We start from the raw sequence: 16,607 nt of genomic DNA, 5'->3' as shown, positions 1-16,607 counted from the left end.
TCCGCTCTCGAAGAAACGGCCGCACGGCTCAGCCGCGCGACCGGTGGGTTGGAGAAAGACTGGCCGCCCCGAAGGGACTTGCCAGGATCGATGCGGCGGACTATAAAACCTCAAGTAAAGTTGAGGTCAAGCCATGCAACCGAAGAAGCCGATCGATTTCTCGCGCCTGCTCACCGTGGGCGAGGTGGCGCATCGCGCGGGCGTGCCGGTTTCCACCATCCACTTCTACGAGTCGAAGGGACTGATCGCCAGCACACGCAACGCCGGCAACCAGCGCCGGTTCGCCTCGGTCGTGTTGCGCTACATCGCCGTGATCAAGGTGGCCCAGCGCACGGGCATTCCCCTTGAGGAAATCAAGGAGGCACTTGGCCGCTATCCACCGGGAAGCAAGCTCACCGCGGCCCAGTGGCGGGAACTGTCCACACGCTGGCGCGCCAATCTGGATGAACGCATCACCAAACTGACCCGGCTGCGCGACGAGTTGGACAGTTGCATTGGCTGTGGATGCCTGTCGCTGGACGAATGCCCGTTGCGCAATCCTCAGGACGCACTGGGGGCGGAAGGGCCCGGTCCCCGCATCCTCGAACGGCCGTGACGACCACGGCCTTTCACGGCCGGCCGATGCGAAGGGCCTTCGTGAGGTCCGGCAAGGACCTGATGCATTGCCAGCAGGGTGGCTTGACCGGCATGTCGATGCGAATGGGCAATAATGATTGTCATTAACATATACGGCAGGGTGATGATGTCCGGGCAATGGCAGTTACAGGCTTCGACGGCGCCGATGACCATCGGCGGCGGCGCGATGCGCGTGAAGCCGGACCAGGTCATCACCGAAGACAACGAGCCGGGGTTGAAACTCGTGCTCATGCTCGGGGACGGCGCTGTCCGCTACCGCATGCCACCGTCGCAGCCCACCCAGGTGAGCGGGCCGGCCCTCCACCTGAGCTTGAGCGACCAGCCGTTCACGGTCACCCATAGCTTCCATGCCCATACGCCCCTGCGCTATGTGGCCGTACGCATGCCCCAGTCGAGCCTGATGCAGTGGTTCGACACGCAAGGCAGGCCCATGGATCGCCTCCTGGACATGGCCGGCTCGACGCCGTTCATCCACGATGCGAAGGCTGGCCCGGCACTGCAGGCACTGGCAAAGCAATTGCTGCTATGTCCCTTGCAGGGCGCGTTGCGCGACTTGTACCTGTCTGGAAAGGCGCTGGAATTGACGGCCAACGTGCTGGCAACGCTGGACGTACAACCGCCCTCGTCGACAGCAATCACCCTGCCGGTACGCCATCGCGATCGCCTCCATCGCGCCCACGAAATACTGATGCACGATATCAGCCATCCACCGGGACTCGACTGGCTGGCAAGCCAGGTCGGGCTGAGCGTCACGCTCCTGACGCGTGGCTTTCGCCAGTTGTTCGGCATGAGCATCTACGAGTTCGTGCGGGAGCAGCGTCTCCAGCAAGCCTATCGAATGCTGGCGACCGGGGAATGCAGCGTCTCCGCCACCGCCGGCATGTGCGGCTATACCGACTCGCATTTCTCCAAGGCCTTCCAAAGGCGCTTCGGCATCGCGCCGCACACACTCTGCCGCTGAACGATATCGGCGAACGCCAGAAGAATACCGGCCAGCGCCATTGGCAGCGCTGCGCGATGCCTAGACTCAATGCAATTGATTCCCAGTTGCTTTTGAGTCCTTACCATGCCTATCTCCAGAACGCGTGGATGGCTGCGCGCGAGCAGTTGTTCCAGCCTGTCGGCCTTGCTGTTGCTCCCACCAGGTGCCTTCGCACAATCGACCACCGAAATCAGCCAGCTGGACACCGTCACGGTGACAGCCGACCGGGAAACCACGCCCTCGCTGCTGAAGGGTTCGCAGACGCTGAGGGAAACGCCCCAGTCCGTGACCATCATCACGCGCGAACGAATGGACCAGCAGAACCTGCAAAGCCTGGATGAGGTCCTGCAGCACGCCCCCGGCATCACGGTGCAACCGTACCAGTTGCTGACCACCGGCTACTACGCTCGCGGCTTCAAGATCGACTCGTTCCAGCAGGACGGAGTCCCCATCCAGATGGGGCAGATGGCCAGCCCGCCCCAGGATGCCGGTATCTACGAACGCGTCGAGATCCTGCGTGGCGCGAACGGCCTGATGCAGGGATCGGGCAACCCGGCCGCGACGGTCAACCTCGTTCCCAAGCGCGCTCCGCGCGAGTTCCTGGCGAATAGCGAGCTGTCGGCCGGCAGTTGGAATCGCTATCGCGGCCTGGTCGACGTGGGCGGCCCGCTCAACGAGAGCGGCAGCCTGAGGGCCCGCATCGTTGCCAACCACGAGGATCGCGATTTCTTCTACGACGTCGCCGGCCAGAAGACCAGTTCGGTCTATGGCACGGCCGATCTCGACCTGGGGCCGGACACGGTGCTGACCGTCGGCCTGCAGCGGCAACGCATCCGCTCCACCACCAACATGGCCGGCGTGCCGTTCTACAAGGACGGCTCCGACATCGGCCTGCCTCGCTCCACCTATCTGGACGTGGACTGGGATCGCTTCGACTGGGATACCACCCGCGTGTTCGGCGGCATCGAGCATGCCTTCGGCAATGCGTGGACCGCCAAGCTGTCCGTCAACTACCAGAACGGTGATTCCACGCTGAAGTACGCCGGCGCCAACGGGGCTGTCGACCCCGCCACGGGCGCGGGGCCGCGCCTGACTGGTGGGGCCTACAAGTTCGAGAACGACCAGAAGAGCATCGACGGCTACCTGAATGGCCCCTTCCAGCTCCTGGGGCGACGCCACGAGGCCACGCTGGGATGGAACTACCAGCGCGCGAGCCTGGAGCAATTCTCGGCAAGCTTCCTGACGCCGGTGAACCAGCCCGTGAACGTCTGGGACTGGGACCCCGGCAGCGTGCCCGAACCCGGCATCGGACCCTACGCGTCCCGTGGCCCGACCCGCACGACGCAGTCCGGGCTCTATGCGGTGGGCCGATTCTCGCTGGCCGATCCTCTCACGTTGATCACCGGGGTCAGGCTGAGCCGCTGGAAACAGGAAGGCGCAGGCACGTCCACCAAACTGGGCAACGAACTCACGCCCTACGGCGGCGTGGTCCTCGACATCGCTCCCCAGTGGTCCCTCTACGCAAGCTACGCGCAGATCTTCCAGCCGCAGACCCAGACGACCTGGGACGGGAAGACGCTGGATCCCGTCAAGGGCACCAACCTGGAAGCGGGCATCAAGGGCGAGTTGCTGGATGGCAAGCTCAACACCAGCCTGGCGTTCTTCAACATCCGCCAGCGCAATCGCGCCCAGGTTGACCCGGCGTACCCGTGCGCCGGCACGGCCTGCTTCTACATCAGTGGCGGTGAGGTGGAAAGCCAGGGCGTGGAAGCCGAGATCAGCGGCCGGCCGCTGCCTGGTCTCGACCTCTCGTTCGGCTACACCTACAACACCACGAAGTATCTGAAGGATGCCCAGTCGCAAGGACAGGCCTTCGCCAGCTTCACGCCCAGGCACATCGCACGCCTGTGGGCCAACTATGCGTTTCCCTGGGACGGCGGCCGCCTCAGCGCCGGCATGGGCGTGCAGGCACAAAGCGCCTATACCGTGCAGTCGGGTGGCCTGACGCTGCGCCAGGGCGGCTATGCGCTGGTCAGCGCGCGCTTGGGCTACCGTATCAACCGCAACCTGAGTGCGGCCCTGCATCTCAACAACCTGTTCGACCGCCGCTATTACCAAAGCCTCTCCGGCCCGCAGTGGAACAACCGCTACGGGGAACCGAGAAGCGTCATGCTGACACTGCGAGCGCAGTACTGACATGCGGCCCTCCGGTTTCAATGGCCGGGCGCGAGGACTGCTCTTACTGGTCGTGGCACCGCTGGTGAGTATCGGCGTAGCCGTCGGGATGACATGCCTTGGGCCCGGCTCCGATCCACTGAATCGCCTCTATGCAGGGCTGTTCTGCGCCGTGCTCACGCAGTGCGCGCTGCTCGCGGTCGGCCTGGTGGCTGGCCGTCCGGCCAGCTTGCCACTGCGCAGGGCGGTGTCCATCAGCCACCACTGGATGGGCGCGATGCTCGGCGGCGTCCTCTTCGTCATCTGCCTGAGCGGTGCGCTGTCGGTGCTGAAGCCGGAACTGCGCAGTTGGGAAATGCCCACCGAACGGCAGCTTGCCCAGGCCCCCATCGGGCTGGATGACCTGCTCGCGCAGGCGCTGGCAGCCTTTCCCGAGGCAGACTCACTTCAGTTCGACAGGCCCGAGGCCGGCCCTGGGCCATGGCACGTTCAACCCATGCGGTCGCAACAACGATGGGCAGGCCCGGCGCCAACCCTGTCTGTGCCACCCGTGCCTGCCGTGCATGGCGACCTGACCGGCATCGTCACCCGCCTGCACAACACCTTTTTCGCGGGCTTCCCCGGTCGCGTCTTCGTGAGCCTGTTTGGGTTTGCGCTGGGCGCCCTGGTCGTCGGCGGCGTGGTGTTGCATCCCCGGCAGGAAGGCACGCTGTGGCGTTTGCGCCTGGGAGCCGTGTTGCGTACCGCGGCCTACGATGCGCACCGGCTGTTCGGCCTGTGGCTGGCGCCGCTGCTGTTGCTGATCGCGGTCACCGGCGTCTTCTCGGGACTCGGGGCGCTGGCCACGGTCCAGTTGGCACCGCTTGCCTTCCCCGACAAGCCGGGCCAGGTGATGCAGGCATTGATGCAACCCTATGCGCGCCCGGCCAGCGGGCATCGTGCGCCCATGGCCAGCATGGACGAATTGATGCTGCGCCATCGTCAGATGAATCCCGACTTTCGTGTCCAGGGCATCAGTGTCCACCACTGGGGCGACGCGCATGCCTACGCCACGCTGCGCGGCACGCAGCGCTGGCAATTGAGCACGGCCATCTTCGAACGCTATCACTATGCACTCACGGACCTGGGCCTGCTGCGGCACGACAGCGCGGCCAACCAGGGCCCGTTCACGCAAGGCTTCATCGCCATCCAGCCCCTGCACTTTGCCCGCTATGCCGATGCGGCCAGCCGCTGGCTGCATGCCCTGGCGGGCCTGGCCGGCGCAGTGCTGGCGGGCAGTGGCACCTGGCTTTGGCTCAGGCGACACGCCAGCGATAGCTCCGCTCAGTACCTGCGGCCATGGCTGAGCGGCATGACCCTCGGCCTGCTGCTGGCCTGCAGCACCATGTTTGCCATCACGGCGTTGACGCCTGACTCATGGCCGTCGCGCCAGCGCTGGCAGGCCATGGGCTTCGGGCTGACCTGGGCGGGTGCGCTGATTTGCTGCCTGCTGCCGGGGAAATGGCGCGCACGACTGCCCACCACATTGCTGCAGCTTGCTGCGGCGCTTCTCGCTGTGGCGGCCGCAGCCAGCCTTGCAACCCAATGGCGTAGCGCCTGGCAAGCGCCGTGGCCAGCCCTGTCGATCAATGTCCTGCTTCTGTCGAGCGCCATCGCGTTCTGGGGCACCGCCCGCAAACTGGAAACACCACCATGAAAATCGATCCCACCCAGATGCTGAAACCTTTTTCCCTGACTCGCACACTGGCAGTGCTCCAACCCGGTTCCGCCTTGCAGTTGGTCCCCTTCAGCGAACGTGGCCGCGTGAAGTCCGACTGGATCATCGGCATCCGCGCCTTCAGTGATTCCATCTCGGTGCATGGCAGTCACTGGGAACGTCACCCCCGCGGCGATGAGATGCTCACGGTGCTTCAAGGCTGTATCGACGTCGTGCTGGATACGCCCCTTGAGGAAACGCGCCTGCACGTCGATGCCGGGCATTCCCTCGTCGTTCCCCAAGGATGCTGGCACCGATTGGAAGTGGTGCAGCCAGGGCAATTGCTGTTCGTGACACCGGCGACCGACAGCGAGCATCGGCAACGAGATTCGGAACGCTGAAATGAGCGGATCACCATCGTTCTCGCGCACGCCCGCCAGGCTCTGGCCTCTGATCGCCTGCCTGTATGTATCCCAGGGCATTCCTTTCGGCCTGGCGATGGAAGCCATGCCCGCCTCCCTGCGGCATGCCGGCACGGACCTGCAGGCCTTGGCCTGGCTGCCACTCGTGGGATTGCCCTGGGTGCTGAAATGGCTCTGGGCGCCATGGGTGGACAATCATTGGAGCCCACGCACCGGTCGCCGCCGCAGTTGGATTCTGCCCATGCAAGGTCTGGTACTGGCGGCGTTGCTTGCGGTCGCCCTGCTGGGCCTGTCGGCGCAGACGCTGCCCTGGATCCTGGGCTTGGCGGTGACCGCCTCGCTGTCCAGCGCCACCCAGGATGTGGCCACGGATGCCCTCGTCGCGGAGCAGTTTGCGACCGAATCCCTGCCCATGGCCAATGCAATTCAAGTGGCCAGCACCATGGTGGGTTTCTTCTACGGCGGTCCGGTCTTTCTCATGCTCTACGGGATGCTCGGACTGACTTGGGCCATCGTTGGACTGGTCCTGCCCATCGCCGCGAGCCTGGTGCTCACGTTGTCATGGCGCGAACCACAGGCGCTCGAAGTGGCGGCAAGAACCAGCAAGGCCAGTCAATGGCACTTCCTGCGATCGGGCCGCAATGCATGGGCGCTGGTCGTCGCGGCATGTCTGTCCGCCATCACCGTGGTGGCATGTCACGGCCTGGGCAAGCTGTTGCTGGTCGATGCGCAATGGCCGCTGGCCCGCGTTGGCCAGGTCGGCATGCTGGGAGGCGCGTTCACGATCCTGGTAGGGTGCGGTGGCGGCGCATGGCTCGTGCATCGGTTCGGGGCCTGGCCCGCGTTCCAGTTCGGGATTGCCAGCGCTGGCCTGTCGGCCGTGACCTGGGCCTGGCTCGCAACGCAGACGCCGGCCATGCCCATGACCGCTGTCGTCATGGCCACGGTGCTGGCCAGCATCGGATCGGGTTGTGCCTCGGTGGCGATCATGACCGCCGCGATGAATTTCTGCCGGCGACGCACCCAGGCCGGCACCGACATGACGATGGTGCAAAGCGCGCGCGACCTCGGCGAAACGATGGCGTCCTCGTTCCTGATCGCTTTGGCCGCGAGGGTGGGCTACAAAGAAGGGTTCCTGCTGGGCCTCGGGCTGGCGGTGCTGACCATGCTTGCGACCGCTTGGATGATGCGCTCGCGTCGTGCGAGGCGATCCCACGCCCCGGGATCGTGAGCCTGCTTATTCGATCGCAGAACAGGCTGGCGGCGAATCACTGTTGGCATGGTGGAATGTCGATTGGGCAGGCGAACCACCTGTAAGGAGCCCCTTCGATGAACTCGTGTGACGCGCTGAGCGCGCTATGGCCGCTGTCCGGACTGCCATCGCAAGCCCTGGATTGGATCGACTTGACCGGACAAGACCCGGTGTTTCCCTCGTCCTTCGCCGTCGGCACCGCCGCGCAGGCCAGCATTGCCGCGGCCGCGCTCGCCGCCTGCGAACTGGGCCATGCCCGGGATGCTCCGCGCCAGCGGGTCGCCGTGGACATGGCCCACGCCGCCGCCGAATGCACCGGCTGGTTCACGCTCGACGGCCATGAGCCCGAGCTGTGGGACCCGTTCGCCGGCCTGTACCGCTGCGCCGATGGCTATGTGCGCGTCCATACCAATTTCCGGCACCACCGCGACGGCGCATTGCGCCTGCTGGATCTGGATCCGGCAACCACCACACGCGCCGACGCCGAGCAGGCCCTGCTGGGTTGGAAGGCGCTGGACTTCGAGCAGGCCGCGGCCGACCACGCGCTGGTGGCCACGGCGCTGCGCAGCTTCGCCGAGTGGGATACCACGCCCCACGGCCAAGCCCTGGCCGCGCAACCGCTGATGACAATCACCCGGATCGGTGACGCGCCGCCGCGCTCGCTGCCTGCCCTGGCGGCGGACGACCTGCCGCTCGCCGGCCTGCGCGTGCTCGACCTCACGCGCATCCTGGCCGGCCCCGTCGGTGGGCGGGCGATGGCCTCGTTCGGCGCGGACGTGATGCTGGTCAATTCACCGAGCCTGCCCAACATCGCCGCCATCGCCGAGACCAGCCGCGGCAAGCGCTCGGCGCACATCGACCTGCGCACCGAGGCCGGTCGCGAGGCGCTGTGGCGGCTCGTGGAAGACGCCCACGTGTTCTCGCAGGGCTACCGGCCCGGCGGCCTGGCCGCGCTCGGCTTCTCGCCCGAGGCCCTGGCTGCACGCCGGCCCGGCATCGTCGCCATGTCGCTGACCGCCTACGGCCCGCAAGGGCCCTGGGCCGACCGGCGCGGTTTCGATTCGCTGGTGCAGACGGCGATGGGTTTCAACCACGCCGAAGGCGAAGCGGCGGGCGATGGTAAACCGCGCGCGCTGCCGATGCAGATCCTCGACCAGGCCAGCGGTTTCCTGATGGCTTTCGGCGCCGCCGCCGCGCTGTGGCGACAACAACGCGAAGGGGGAAGCTGGCACGTGCAGGTGTCGCTGGCGCAGACCGGGCACTGGCTGCGCGGGCTGGGGCGCATCGAGGATGGCCTGCGGGCCGGCAGGCCAGACCTCAGCCCCTGGCTCGCCGACGAAACCTCCAGCTTCGGCCAGTTGCGCGCCGTGCGCCCCAGCGCGCAACTGGCGCGAACACCGGCCGGCTATGCGCGACCGTCGGTGCCGCCGGGCAACGATGCGCCGTACTGGTGACGTCGATGTCATCTCAGGTGGTCATTTCGGGGTGCTCCGGCGGTGGCAAGTCAACCTTGCTCGGGGAACTGCAGCGGCGTGGTCATGCGACCGTCGCCGAACCCGGGCGGAGGATCATCGCCGAGCAGATTCGACAGGGCGGCAACGCCCTGCCATGGACCGACATGGCGGCCTTTCTGCGCGAGGCGCTGAGCGTCGCCGCCATGGATCTCGAAGGCGCGGCACGGGACGCTGGTCCGGTTTTCTTCGACCGAGGGCTGATCGACGCCGCTGCAGCGCTTCAACGACTCTGCGGCGTACCGTTGGCGCAAAGCCTGGGCGAATCCCACCCTTATGGGCGGCTCGTGTTCCTCGCACCGCCCTGGCCGGACATCTATGGCGCCGACGAGGCGCGGCGGCACGGCTTTCCCGAGGCGGAGGCGGAGTACGCCCACCTGGATGCAACCTACCGGGCACTCGGCTACGAAGTCAGGTTGCTTCCGCGCGCCAGTGTGGCCGAGCGGGCCGACTTCGTTCTCCAAGCGATTCATCGCTGCTGAAGGCGAGACCAACTTGTGGCGGCCGCCTTGGCTGTCGATCCGAACGCGGCCCCCCAGCATGCACACTCACGGGCACGGTTGTGGGATGAGCATACGATGACACGGACACGGGCAACAGTCGCGGACAAGGTGTTGAAGTCAGAGGAGACGGCTGGACATGGCAACGGCCTTCCCTCAGCGCTGGCTACACGGCAACCGAAGCACCCAGCCCCGGATCTAGGAAGCCGGGCCGAAGGCGTTAGCCGAGCGAAGCGAGGGAACGATGGAAGCCCGACAGGGGCGAAACCCGGCAGGGGGTTGATGCATAGCACGATAGCGCGACCAGCCATGTTTCTTGGCCGGAAACGCCCAGACATCAATGCTCCAGTCTTTGGTCACATCATCGGCTCACTTGCGCCATAGCCAGGCGGACTATATGATTCATATATGTTTCATATAGTCCAAAACACATGGGTATCGTGAACATCGACGACGATCTGCATGACCAATTGCGCAAGGCAAGCGCGGTGTCGTGCCGGTCGATCAATGCGCAGGCGGCCTTCTGGATCAGGATCGGCATGCTCTGCGAAATGAACCCGACACAGAGTTTCAACGATATCGTTGCTCGTGAACTGCAGGCCGCGGGCGTTGTGGCGCACCCCATCAAGATGGGGTCGGCATGACCAAGCGCCCAGAAGAAATCGCGCTGATGGCCGAGTCGGGCCGGCTGTTGGCTCAGGTGTTCGGCCATCTTGACCGATTGAACCTGATCGGCATGTCCACGATGCAGGTCAACGATCTGGTCGATGACCTCATCGTCCATGAACTCAACGCACGCCCGGCCAGCAAAGGGCAATACGGGTACGCCTACGCGCTCAACGCCTCCCGCAACCATGTGGTCTGCCACGGCGTTCCTTCCGCCGAGGACATCCTGCAGGACGGGGACATCGTCAATTTCGACATCACGCTGGAAAAGAGCGGCTACATCGCCGATTCCAGCAAGACCTATCTGGTCGGCGAGGTGTCACAGCCGGCGCGGCGACTCGTGCAAGTGGCTTATGAAGCGATGTGGAAAGGCATCCAGGCCGTCCGCCCGGGCGCTACGCTCGGCGACGTGGGCCACGCCATCGAGCGGCATGCCCGCAGGAATGGCTATTCGATCGTCAGGGAATACTGCGGCCACGGCATCGGCCGTGAAATGCACGAGGAGCCGCAAGTGCTGCACTGGGGTAAACCGCGAACGGGTCTGGCGCTACGGGAAGGGATGGTGTTCACCATCGAGCCGATGGTGAACCAAGGACGGCGTGCCGTTCGAACTGAGGACGACGGCTGGACGGTCGTCACGCGCGACGGGCAACTGTCGGCTCAGTTCGAGCATACCGTTGCCGTCACTGCGAGCGGTGTGCGTGTCTTGACGCTGCGCCCGGGCGAAAAGGCGTTGCACTGATTCAATGTAGTGGACAGGAGCACCTTGCGGTGATCCAAGGGCCGAGTGAGTCAACGATCCGCCTGGCCAGCCGCACATCGTGCGCATAGGTACGCAATCGCTTCTCGGCACGGAACGACAGGTCGCGTTCGATCAGCAGCCCCAGCCCGCCGAGCACCGTCGCCAGTTCGCCGAGACTGACGCAGCCGACTTCCGGCGCCCCAGGCCCAAGTCGCAAAAGCCAAATGCGTGGTCGTTGTCATCGCCGATATCAATCTCGGTCAGCAATCAAGCCACATCGGCGCCCGATGTGAACAGCTTGGGCCACGGGGCCGGATCGGCCCATACCCATCCACTGCACACAGTCAGCTTCTGGCAAGCGCGCAGGTCCGATCAGCGAGTCGGGGCGGACAGGGATGGTGAAAACGGGGCGAGGCGGTCTCCGGTTTGTTTGTCGCGTCGAGGCCGGGTTTCGGTTCGACTGTCACCGGATCGGCTTCCCTCCGGTGTTGTCTCATGGACTCTTGCGCTGTTCCTCATGCCGCTCGCGCTCGCTCAGCATGGTTTGCTTCGGGCATTGCCATCCTGGCATTGGCCACCCGCGCCGCCGCGGCGGAAGTATGGGTCGTTACCGACTCGCATCATCCGGTCCATGGCCAGGCTGACCGACACCTCATCCTGGACGCGGCCGCGGTGCTCGAAGCGGAGCTGGCCGACAACCTGCCCACCGATCCTGAGCGCGCCAGCGCCATCGTCCAGCAACGCCTGAAGCTGGGCGGTACAGACCTGCAGCGAAGGATCGGCACCGCCTACCAGGGCATTGCCGACGCCTGGAGCCTTGGCGTCCTCAAGGTTCCGGCCATCGTGGTGGATCGCCGATACGTGCTCTATGGCGAGACGGACGTGGCCCGTGCGGTAGCACGCATCGACCAATACCGGAGGACGCAGCCATGACGAGGCGTCCGTTCGCGCCATCCCGGCGCCAGCGGTTGGCCACCGCAGCGCTGCTGCTGGGGTGTTCCGCATCGTCCTTTGCACTGAACACCGCCACCATCGTGGCCTCCACCCTGTCGCCGGATTGCCTGGAGTACCGCGTCACCGGCATCTGCTACTGGCTCTATTGCACCTGGACGGGATGCACCGTGCGCACCTCGGTCAAGGTGCGCCACTACATCCCGGATGCCGTGGTGTCGAGCTACTCGAACACCGGCGAGAACCCTTGGATCGAGGTGCGGGCGATGAGCCTGCCGAACCCGACCGCGAAGGCCGGCGGCGACGGCACCACCAACGAGGATCACGAGAACAACCTGGCGAAGTTCAAGAACGCCGACGTCATCGGCCATCCCGGTGGCCATGTGTTCAGCCAGTTCGCCAGCGCGTCCGGCTACACCTGCGAGGGCGCCGGCACAGCCTTCATGCCCTATCTGCTGAGCACGCTCGACACGCTGGCATGGCGCTACAACATCCCCGAGGCGCTGTATCCGGAAGCACTGATTCCCGGTCGGCGCGAGATCGGCACGCGCACGGCAATGAATCTCTGGGGCAACGTCTATCCGCGTGGCGGCTTCATGCACCAGGTGGATGACCACAAGGCCGCAGCTGTGGTCGCCCAGCGCGCGGGTGACATCGTGACGCGCCGCAACCAGATCCACGTCTACCAACCGCTGCTCGCCAGTTCGCGCGATGGCTACTGGCCGGCCGGCGCCCTGATGGAAACCGATGCCGCCACGGGCAAGTGGCAGGAGCTGACCCCAACGCTGTCCAGCAGTTGCGCGGTATTCCCCCACGGCAATGCCAAGGTGCAGGCCCGGCAAGGCGACTACGCCTGGGCATTGTGGCGCCCTTATAGCTGCTGCCAGCGCCGCGGCCAGGTGTTCCTCGGCAGCGTCGATTTCCTGTGAGGCCCGATGCCATGACGACTCCATCGCCGAATGCCCGTCGATTTCTTTGCGTCGCATTGGCCGTTGTCGCAGCGCTGAGCTACTCCAGCGCCGGGGCGCAGACCAGCGTCAACGAGTACGGCGTCCAGCATCAGGGCAGCGTGATCGGCGACGACGTGCTCTACAGCATTGGGGGCGGCCGCGCGGTGTCCATGAGCGGTGCGGCCAACATGCACTCCATCGGCGTTGGCGTCGGCTGGAACAGCAACCTGATCTGTGGCGACATGAGCATCACCACCACGCTGCAGAACCAGTTGAACGGCATCACCAACGGCTTCCAGGCCATCATGTCCTCGGTGATCCAGAACGCCACCGCTGCCGTGGCGTCGCTGCCCGCCTTGATCATCCAGCGCGCCGATCCAGGGCTGTACAACCTGTTGACCAATGGGGTGCTGCAAGCCAGGTTGGATTTCGATCGCAGCAAGCTGACCTGCCGTGCCATCGCCAACCGCATGGCCGACATGGCGGGTGGGCAGCTCGGCTGGGACCAGCTCGCCGAAGGCATGGCGCTGAAGCAGGCCGTCGCGAGCACAGATGCGGTCTCGGCGATCGACGACGCCGAGGCGAACCGTGGCAACAATGGCGTTCCTTGGGTCGGCGGAGACAACGCCGGCGGCGCGGGCCAACGTCCGGTGCGCGTGGTCGGCGACGTGACCCGCGCCGGCTACAACCTGCTCAACGGCCGTGGCGTCGGCGATGCCAGTTCGATTCCCCAAGCCAGTTGCGGCGGCAACCTGGCATGCCAGACCTGGAGTTCGCCCGATGCCGCCGCGGCCTGGGCCGTTCGCGTGCTGGGCGAGCAGGAACAGCGCACCTGCGATGCATGCACCAAGACCGTCACCACGCCGGGCGTTGGCCTGACCCCGCTGATCCAGGAGGAATACGAGGACAAGCTGCAGGCCCTGCAGGAACTGGTCGCCGGCAGCCGTCCAACCACGGCGCAGAACCTGCAGGCTGCGAGCAGCGCGTCGCTGCCCATCACCCGTGGGGTGATCGAGGCCCTTCGCGACGAGACGGACCAGGACATCCTGGCTCGGCGCCTGGCCTCGGAGGTCGCGCTGGCCAGCGTGCTGGAGAAGGCGCTGCTGCTGCAACGCACGCTGCTGACCGGGCGCAAGGAGCCCAACGTGGCCGCCAACGAACTGGCCCAGAAGGCCGTCACCCACGAAAGCGACATCCTCGATCGCGAGATTCACAACCTGAAGACCGAACTGGAACTGCGCCGGGAACTGGCCGGCAACTCGCCGATGGCGATCATCCAGCGCCACAGCACCCGCGCCGCCGGTGCGCGTGGCATCTACGAAGGCGACCCGGTACGCAATCGGGTCGATGAACTGCAGCGGCCGCCGTCCGGCGGAAGCCATCCATGAATACCGTGGTGCGGTGCCTGCGCTGGCTGTCCAGCCGGCGTGCCATCCTGGTGCTGGCATGGACGGTGTCGCTGCTGATCGCCGCGACCGCCGTCAATGTGGTCGGCATCCGCATCGCGGGCAGCATCGAGGGCTGGCAGCGCTGGATGGCGGCGCAATCCGGGGCCTTCCTGGCCTGGCGCTTGTTGCTCTACGCCGTCACCGCCTGGGGTTGGCTCTGGATGCGCCGTCGCCTGCGCGCTCGGGAACCGGAGCGCGCTGCCGGGCTGCGGCTGCTGCGCGCGGAGGTTGCGGCCATCGTCGCCGTGATTGCTCTCGAAGCCAGCCTGCTGGTGCAGGCACGGTAGCGCGGGGTCGCCATGACGCTGTTCACCACCGACTACCTGGAGTACTACCTGACGCTGGTGTCCTGGGTGGTCCACAACGGCATCTGGTCGGTGCTGGTCGCCAGCGGCATGTTCGCCGTCCCATTCCTGGCGATCGTCATCCAGGAATGGCTGAAGGCCCGCGCGGAAGGCGCGGACGAGGGCAACAAGGGGGTGCTGTCCTCGGCCCGCATCGAGAACCGCGTCTTCGTCGCCATCTTGGTGATCATGTTCGCGGGCATCCCCTTCATCGACGTCGATTTCAACACCATCAAGTACGACCGTTCGCGTTCGACCCAATGCCAAGTGAATGTCCCGGAGCCGACCGATACGGGCTGGTCGCAATCGTTCAGCACGATCAACAACCAGTCGGCCAAGGTGCCGGTGTGGTGGTTCGCCATGCACGCGATCTCGCGCGCGATCACCGGCGCCTCGGTCGCGGCCATTCCCTGCGGCACCGACCTGCGGCAGATCCGCATGGACATCGACGCGACCCGCATCGACGACCCGGTGCTGGCCCAGGAGGTCAGCGATTTCACCCGCGACTGCTATGGCCCCGCCCGCGCCAAGCTGTTCATGACCCGGCCCAGCCTGAGCGAGGAGCAGATGCACGACGTCACCTGGATCGGCTCCAGCTACTTCGTCGACACGGCCGGCTTCTACGACAGCTACCGCTCCAGGACACCGCGCGATGCCTGGCCGTTCGACGCCACGCGCGACGCCGGCCTGGCCCAGGTGCCCGGCGGGGGCGGCTACCCGACCTGCCGGCAGTGGTGGTCCGACGGCGGCCAGGGCCTGCGGGCACGACTGCTGGCCCAGGTCGATCCCAACCTGCTGACGCGACTGGCCGGCTGGGCGGGCTTCCTGAGCCAGGCCGAGGTCAACGACTCGGTGATCCGCGCCGTCGCGAGCCCTCGGCAACAGAAGCTCAACCGGGGGGCGGTCTACACGGACTACGGTGGCCAGATCGACATGACGCTGCCCAACATCGTCACCCGCGCTGCCAGCGACGTGGGGCTGACCGTCGGATCACTGGGCTATTTCCCGGCGATGGACGTGGTGCGGCAGGCGCTGCCGATGGTGCTGTCCCTGCTCAAGATGGCGCTGGTCATCTGCATCCCGCTGGTGCTGCTGATCGGCACCTATGACCTCAAGACCGTGGTCACGGTGAGCGTGGTGCAGTTCGCGCTGTTCTTCACCGAATTCTGGTTTCAGCTCGCCCGCTGGATCGACTCGACGATCCTCGATGCGCTCTACGGCTGGGGGTGGGGCTGGAACCGGCCGCACACGAACTTCGATCCGCTGGTGGGCCTCAACAACACCTTCGGAGACATGCTGCTGAACTTCGTGATGGCCACGATGTTCTTGATCTTGCCGGGGTTCTGGATGACGGCATTGGTTTGGGCAGGGGTCAGGGCTGGTAATGTTCTGCAAGGACTGGGTACGGGCACTCGCGATGCGGGACAGGCAGGCAGTAAAGGCTCGGGCATGCTGATCAGTGCAGCCAAGAAAAGGTAGGGGCCATCGCGAGTCAGTCGTCTTCAAACCGCGGGTCAGGATCATCGTTGTACGACGCAGGGTGGTAGAACAGGCTTTCGCGATGATCCAGCTCTTCGGCCTTGCGTCCGAGGAAATCATCGTCACCTTGCGGCGCTTGCTCCGCCATCCTGGCTGCCACAGCGAGAGCGACCAGCAACAGCGCCGCCCAGACCACGACGTACAGCAACACCCCGAGGGTCGCCAGCTTGACCACCCAGATCAGCACCCTTGCACCGCCTGCCGGTAGTCCCTGCGCCATCAGCCACTGATGCACCCGACGCTCCGCGCGCAGGCAACCGCCCCATACACCGCCCAGCCAGCGGCCGAGTCGCGCTGCGGTGGTCATGCGTGCGGTGTGCTTCATGGTTGGCTACCTCATGGTCGTTCCACGGTCGTTGGGCAAGGCCGTGCCGTTCTCCTTCATGCCTGCCGCGCCGCGAATGCTTCGGCGGTCATGATCAGGCCAGGAAAGTCCTCTCGCATGGCGAGAATGTCCGCATCGCCCGTGATCAACGCATCCGCCTTGCCGACATGCGCGAGCACCAGGAACACCTGGTCCTTCTCGTCGCGGCAGACCGGCAGGTCTGGCCATGGCGCCGGCAGTTCCACCACATCGGCGTAGGGCAGAAAGTCCGCCAGCAACTCCTGCTGTTCCGAGGTCGACAGCTTGAACTTGGGATAGGCCAGGACGCGCAGGAGTTCACTGGCCGTCTCCCGGCAGACCAGCGGCTGCAACTGCTGTTGCTGCCAGGCATGGCGTATCCAGGCAAGGCGTCCTGCATTGAAGATCAACGCCGACAGCACGATGTTGGTATCGAGCACGACCCTGCGC

17 protein-coding genes and 1 pseudogene are annotated in these 16,607 nt (G+C 65.6%); 15 read left to right on the top strand and 3 right to left on the bottom strand.

The window, feature by feature from the left end; translation table 11 throughout:
* Nucleotides 1-133: 133 nt before the first annotated feature.
* The 10 genes from soxR to map all read left to right on the top strand — a co-directional run bounded on the left by soxR (nucleotide 134) and on the right by map (nucleotide 10,582).
* Complete coding sequence (gene soxR / locus V3B30_RS15930) at nucleotides 134-595, top strand: redox-sensitive transcriptional activator SoxR (RefSeq protein ID WP_034036961.1); 462 nt, start codon at nucleotides 134-136, stop codon at nucleotides 593-595.
* Nucleotides 596-709: 114 nt separating this feature from the next.
* Nucleotides 710-1,597, top strand: coding sequence for an AraC family transcriptional regulator (locus tag V3B30_RS15925; protein ID WP_052191029.1), 888 nt, complete (start codon nucleotides 710-712; stop codon nucleotides 1,595-1,597).
* A gap of 105 nt (nucleotides 1,598-1,702) precedes the next feature.
* Nucleotides 1,703-3,814 (top strand): TonB-dependent siderophore receptor, encoded by a 2,112-nt coding sequence (locus V3B30_RS15920; protein ID WP_329809700.1) that lies wholly within the window; start codon nucleotides 1,703-1,705, stop codon nucleotides 3,812-3,814.
* A gap of 64 nt (nucleotides 3,815-3,878) precedes the next feature.
* A complete protein-coding gene (locus V3B30_RS15915; RefSeq protein ID WP_161793681.1) occupies nucleotides 3,879-5,489 on the top strand; it encodes a PepSY-associated TM helix domain-containing protein in 1,611 nt (536 codons plus the stop codon).
* Nucleotides 5,486-5,890 (top strand): cupin domain-containing protein, encoded by a 405-nt coding sequence (locus V3B30_RS15910; RefSeq protein WP_052191031.1) that lies wholly within the window; start codon nucleotides 5,486-5,488, stop codon nucleotides 5,888-5,890. Before V3B30_RS15915 ends, V3B30_RS15910 begins: the two co-directional genes overlap by 4 nt.
* A 1-nt stretch (nucleotide 5,891) precedes the next feature.
* On the top strand, nucleotides 5,892-7,142 hold the full coding sequence (locus V3B30_RS15905; protein WP_034036963.1) for a RhtX/FptX family siderophore transporter: 1,251 nt from the start codon (nucleotides 5,892-5,894) through the stop codon (nucleotides 7,140-7,142).
* Nucleotides 7,143-7,240: 98 nt separating this feature from the next.
* Complete coding sequence (locus V3B30_RS15900) at nucleotides 7,241-8,617, top strand: CoA transferase (RefSeq protein WP_034036964.1); 1,377 nt, start codon at nucleotides 7,241-7,243, stop codon at nucleotides 8,615-8,617.
* A 5-nt stretch (nucleotides 8,618-8,622) separates the two neighbouring features.
* Nucleotides 8,623-9,156 carry an AAA family ATPase gene (locus tag V3B30_RS15895; RefSeq protein ID WP_034036965.1) on the top strand — a complete coding sequence of 178 codons (534 nt, stop codon included), beginning with the start codon at nucleotides 8,623-8,625 and terminating at the stop codon, nucleotides 9,154-9,156.
* Between the two features lie 449 nt (nucleotides 9,157-9,605).
* Nucleotides 9,606-9,818 (top strand): ParD-like family protein, encoded by a 213-nt coding sequence (locus V3B30_RS15890; protein ID WP_034036966.1) that lies wholly within the window; start codon nucleotides 9,606-9,608, stop codon nucleotides 9,816-9,818.
* On the top strand, nucleotides 9,815-10,582 hold the full coding sequence (gene map, locus V3B30_RS15885) for a type I methionyl aminopeptidase (RefSeq protein WP_034036967.1): 768 nt from the start codon (nucleotides 9,815-9,817) through the stop codon (nucleotides 10,580-10,582). Before V3B30_RS15890 ends, map begins: the two co-directional genes overlap by 4 nt.
* A 1-nt stretch (nucleotide 10,583) precedes the next feature.
* Here map and V3B30_RS15880 read toward each other — a convergent pair.
* Nucleotides 10,584-10,900: pseudogene (locus tag V3B30_RS15880) on the bottom strand (DUF2958 domain-containing protein); the annotation flags it as partial.
* Between the two features lie 177 nt (nucleotides 10,901-11,077).
* Here V3B30_RS15880 and V3B30_RS15875 point away from each other — a divergent pair.
* From V3B30_RS15875 to V3B30_RS15855, 5 genes are read left to right on the top strand one after another with little or no spacing between them, the layout of a single operon-like run.
* A complete protein-coding gene (locus V3B30_RS15875) occupies nucleotides 11,078-11,515 on the top strand; it encodes a TIGR03757 family integrating conjugative element protein (RefSeq protein ID WP_034036969.1) in 438 nt (145 codons plus the stop codon).
* A complete protein-coding gene (locus V3B30_RS15870; protein WP_034036970.1) occupies nucleotides 11,512-12,462 on the top strand; it encodes a TIGR03756 family integrating conjugative element protein in 951 nt (316 codons plus the stop codon). The genes V3B30_RS15875 and V3B30_RS15870 overlap by 4 nt, the downstream gene beginning before the upstream one ends.
* Before the next feature lie 11 nt (nucleotides 12,463-12,473).
* Nucleotides 12,474-13,871 (top strand): integrating conjugative element protein, encoded by a 1,398-nt coding sequence (locus V3B30_RS15865; RefSeq protein ID WP_287804839.1) that lies wholly within the window; start codon nucleotides 12,474-12,476, stop codon nucleotides 13,869-13,871.
* Nucleotides 13,868-14,218: a hypothetical protein gene (locus V3B30_RS15860; RefSeq protein ID WP_329809697.1), complete on the top strand. Its 351-nt coding sequence runs from the start codon at nucleotides 13,868-13,870 to the stop codon at nucleotides 14,216-14,218. The genes V3B30_RS15865 and V3B30_RS15860 overlap by 4 nt, the downstream gene beginning before the upstream one ends.
* 12 nt (nucleotides 14,219-14,230) lie before the next feature.
* Nucleotides 14,231-15,754, top strand: coding sequence for a conjugal transfer protein TraG N-terminal domain-containing protein (locus tag V3B30_RS15855; protein ID WP_329809696.1), 1,524 nt, complete (start codon nucleotides 14,231-14,233; stop codon nucleotides 15,752-15,754).
* Between the two features lie 13 nt (nucleotides 15,755-15,767).
* Here the strand turns inward: V3B30_RS15855 and V3B30_RS15850 are convergent, their stop codons facing one another.
* Together V3B30_RS15850 and V3B30_RS15845 are read right to left on the bottom strand one after the other, a co-directional pair.
* A complete protein-coding gene (locus tag V3B30_RS15850) occupies nucleotides 15,768-16,139 on the bottom strand; it encodes a DUF3742 family protein (RefSeq protein WP_329809695.1) in 372 nt (123 codons plus the stop codon).
* A gap of 56 nt (nucleotides 16,140-16,195) precedes the next feature.
* Nucleotides 16,196-16,597 (bottom strand): putative toxin-antitoxin system toxin component, PIN family, encoded by a 402-nt coding sequence (locus V3B30_RS15845; protein WP_329809694.1) that lies wholly within the window; start codon nucleotides 16,595-16,597, stop codon nucleotides 16,196-16,198.
* Nucleotides 16,598-16,607: the final 10 nt, after the last annotated feature.

This window comes from Stenotrophomonas sp. SMYL41, from assembly GCF_036319965.1.
Classification (GTDB): Bacteria; Pseudomonadota; Gammaproteobacteria; order Xanthomonadales; family Xanthomonadaceae; genus Stenotrophomonas; species Stenotrophomonas maltophilia_R.
The sequence above is the reverse complement of the archived record's forward strand: the minus strand, read 5'-3'. Positions and strand labels throughout refer to the sequence as shown.